Origin of the sequence: Frankia tisae (assembly GCF_025403405.1) — a bacterium.
Lineage (GTDB): Bacteria > Actinomycetota > Actinomycetes > Frankiales > Frankiaceae > Frankia > Frankia tisai.
Genome location: NZ_JANEZT010000525.1, coordinates 1 through 3,325, shown reverse-complemented (window position 1 = coordinate 3,325; position 3,325 = coordinate 1). Strand labels below are relative to the sequence as shown.

The 3,325-nt window shown below is 72.6% G+C and carries 2 protein-coding genes and 1 pseudogene; 1 reads left to right on the top strand and 2 read right to left on the bottom strand.

What is annotated here, in order from left to right; translation table 11 throughout:
- Positions 1-26: 26 nt before the first annotated feature.
- Positions 27-662: an HAD family hydrolase gene (locus NBZ85_RS29230; RefSeq protein WP_264762445.1), complete on the bottom strand. Its 636-nt coding sequence runs from the start codon at positions 660-662 to the stop codon at positions 27-29.
- 1,168 nt (positions 663-1,830) lie between these two features.
- On the opposite strand from NBZ85_RS29230, the gene NBZ85_RS29225 reads away from it, so the two are divergent.
- Positions 1,831-2,673 carry a PAC2 family protein gene (locus tag NBZ85_RS29225; RefSeq protein WP_009737775.1) on the top strand — a complete coding sequence of 281 codons (843 nt, stop codon included), beginning with the start codon at positions 1,831-1,833 and terminating at the stop codon, positions 2,671-2,673.
- A 149-nt stretch (positions 2,674-2,822) separates the two neighbouring features.
- Here NBZ85_RS29225 and NBZ85_RS29220 read toward each other — a convergent pair.
- A pseudogene (locus NBZ85_RS29220) lies at positions 2,823-3,325 on the bottom strand (hypothetical protein); the annotation flags it as partial.

Here is a 3,325-nt window from a genome sequence, read left to right as displayed (position 1 = left end):
GCCGAGTGAGCACCCGGCAGGCAACATCATCGACTGGATCGAACAGGAGCTCTGCACATCTGGTAGCGGATTGTTCGTTGTGGTAATGGGTCGGTGGCGGCGTGGTCGAGCAGGTCCGGCATGGAGGGGACCAGAATGGTCGCGCAGCCGGCGGCGACGCCGGCGCGGGCGCCCGACGGGCTGTCCTCCAGAACGACGCAGCGCCGCGGGTCCACACCGAGCATGCGGGCGGCGGCCAGGTAGGGCTCGGGATCCGGTTTGCGCCGGCTCACCTCGTCGCCGGCCACCGTCGCCGCGAACAGATCGCGGCCGATGACGCCGAGCACGGGGTCCATCAGGTCCCGGAAGGACGAGGACACCAGCGCCGCCGGAACACCCTGCTCCCGCAGGACAGCGAGCAGTTCGACAGCGCCGGGCTGTGGAATGATCACCCCGGACTCGCGGAACAGCTCAGCGGAGCGTCGCAGCAGGAAACGCTCCGTGGCCGGGACGTCGGACGGCGGCCGGCCGAGCATCGACACCATGATCGGCACCGCGGTGTCGATGCCGTGGCCGATCATCGCCCGCTTCATCTCCGGCGTGAACTCGCCGCCGAGCCGCGCCGCCGCCTCGTGCTCGGCGACGGTCCAGATGGGTTCCGTGTCGACGAGCAGGCCGTCCATGTCGAAGAAGACCGCCGCGAGGCTTCCCACGTTTCGCTCCTAGCTCGAATCGGCGCGCGCCGGATGGTTCCGGGCGCGCGGGACGACGTGCCTTGCCTTGCCTTGCCTTGACGCGGCCGCCGGCTACCGGCTACCGGCTACCGGCTACCGGGAGATTGCCCACGCCAGCCGGTCCCAGCGGCACGGGATCGGTTCCGGTCTGATGAGGCCCGCTCCGCCCGGTGCGGACCGGTCCAGTCCGTATGCTGCCGGATCGCGGCCGCACCGCGGACGGCGGGCGGCAAACCGGGCCCAAGACACAGGACACGGGCAGCGGCCCGTCCGGGCGACCGGGGCCTGAGGACCTCGTTACACCGTTCGTCGGCGGAAATGCCACACGGGAGGGGGGCGTGGCCCGGCAACATGGTGACCATGGCGCCAGAGGCTTCCGGCACCCGTCGCGGCAGGACGGGCAGCGGACCATCGGACATCGGCCGGGCAGCCCGGCGAAGATCTACCCGGTGCGGGCGACCGCCGCGCCAGGACAGTCTCCCGCAGGCGCCGATCGCCCCGCGCGGGCGCTCGTCCTCACGGCAGGCCATCCGGCCGGAAACCCTGTCGGCGGGATGCGGGTCGGCAGGGACCGGGTCGGCAGGGAACGTCGGCGGGGACACCTTGAGGCGTGGCAGCGTGAGCGTGGCCGGCCCCGGAGGTGGCAGGACGATCTGCCCGGCAGCCACCGGTTGCACTGCGGCTGGGCCTGATGGGTGCGCGCTGCCCCCACCGGGACGGGTGTGGCCGAGGCGGCCGCCGAGGTGGGGAGGCGAGCCGGCAGGCGGAAGTGGGCGGCTACCGCAACGAAGACTGTGCTCGCCGCGACCGTTCGCCTTCCCGCCACAGCGGGTACTCGTCGGGAGCCGGTACGGTGCAGCCACCGCGTCGATCCGGAACGGATGTCCGATCCGCCCGGCGTCGCTGGTCATCGACAGACCGAGGAAAGGCGTTCCCACGAGAACACCGGCAGACTGGTCCCGCGGAGGTCCGCCGCGGGCGAGGGCAGGTTTCATACCGGATGCAAGGAGGGCTGACGTAACGGATGTCGGCTCTGGGCAGGAGTCGTCTCCGTGAGGACGTACCGTTGCACTGTCACGGGGGCAGTGGGCCGCCGCTGGGCGGCAGGAGGTGGTAGGTGATCGAGTTCTCCGGCGTCGGTCAACTGCGGTCGCCGGTCGTGGTAGCTGCCTTCGAGGGTTGGAACGACGCCGCCGACGCGTCGTCCGCCGCCGTGGAGCATCTGGAGACGGCGTTCAAGGCTCGGGTGATCGGTGCGATAGACCCGGACGACTACTACGACTTCCAGGTGAACCGGCCGACGGTAAGCGGGACGGACGGGGCATCTCGTAAGATCACCTGGCCGACCACCCGGCTGTCGGTGGCACGCCCGCCGAAGTCGGAGACGGACCTGGTGCTCATCCGCGGGCTGGAGCCGAACATGCGCTGGCGCGGTTTCACCGACGAACTGATCGAGGCGGTGCACGCCCTCGGCAGCGATATGGTGATCTCGCTCGGCGCGCTGCTGGCAGACTCCCCGCACACCCGTCCGGTGCCCATCAGCGGGACTGCCGGGGACGCGGCGACGGCAGCGAGGCTCGGGTTGGAACCGTCGCGCTACGAGGGTCCGACCGGCATCGTCGGGGTTTTCGGGGAGGCTTGCGCACGGGCGGAGCTGGCGTCGGTGTCGTTCTGGGCGGCGGTGCCGCACTACGTCGCGAACCCGCCCTGTCCGAAGGCGACGCTCGCCCTGCTGCGCCGGGTGGAGGATCTGCTCGACATCGAGATCCCGCTCGGGGATCTGCCGGAGCGGGCCAAGGCGTGGGAGCGTCAGGTCGACGAGCTCGCCGCCGGGGACACCGAGGTCGCCGAGTACGTCCGCTCGCTGGAGTCCCGGGAGCCGGAGACCGCGCTGCCCGAGGCCAGCGGCGACGCAATCGCCCGCGAGTTCGAACGCTACCTACGACGCCGCGGGCAGTGATTCCGCCCACATCCTGACGCCACCCGGCGGCCCGATCGGCCGCCGGGTTCGAGCGCGCCGTGCGCCGTGCCCGGCCAGGTAGTCCATGCGGCCACCGGGCCGGGGCGGTGGGTGGCGCGTGCAGTCCGCCGCCGCGGCCGGGCGGCGGACTACTCCTCGACGATCTCGGCGTCGATGATGTCCTCGTCGGCGCCCCGGCGGAACGGAACTCCGGCAGTGCTGGCCGCCGGCTCCCGCGGCGCGGCGCTCGCCGAGTACGGCTCGGCGTCGGCGCCCTCACCCTGCCGATGCCGGCCCGGCGGGCGCCGACCGAGCCCGGCGGCGCCCATGCGGCCCACGACTCGACCGGACGCCGCACCAGCACCGATGGTCTGGCCGGCGGCGCTGGCGGAGAACGCACCACCATCGACGCCGCCCGGGGAACCGAAGGCGCCCGCCGCGTCCCACGCCGGCCCGTCGGCACCCGCGGCCGCCGACCAGCCCGCACCATGCTGGCTATCACCGTGATCGGCCATGCCGTACTGGGCGGTGCCGTGCTGGGCGGTGCCGTGCTGGGCGGTGCCGGTGGCCGGGGAACCCGGTGCGCCGGGGCTGTAGGCCACCCCGGGCTGGGACGGGGTATCCACCGGGGGTGAGGCGCCGGTGAAGGGGG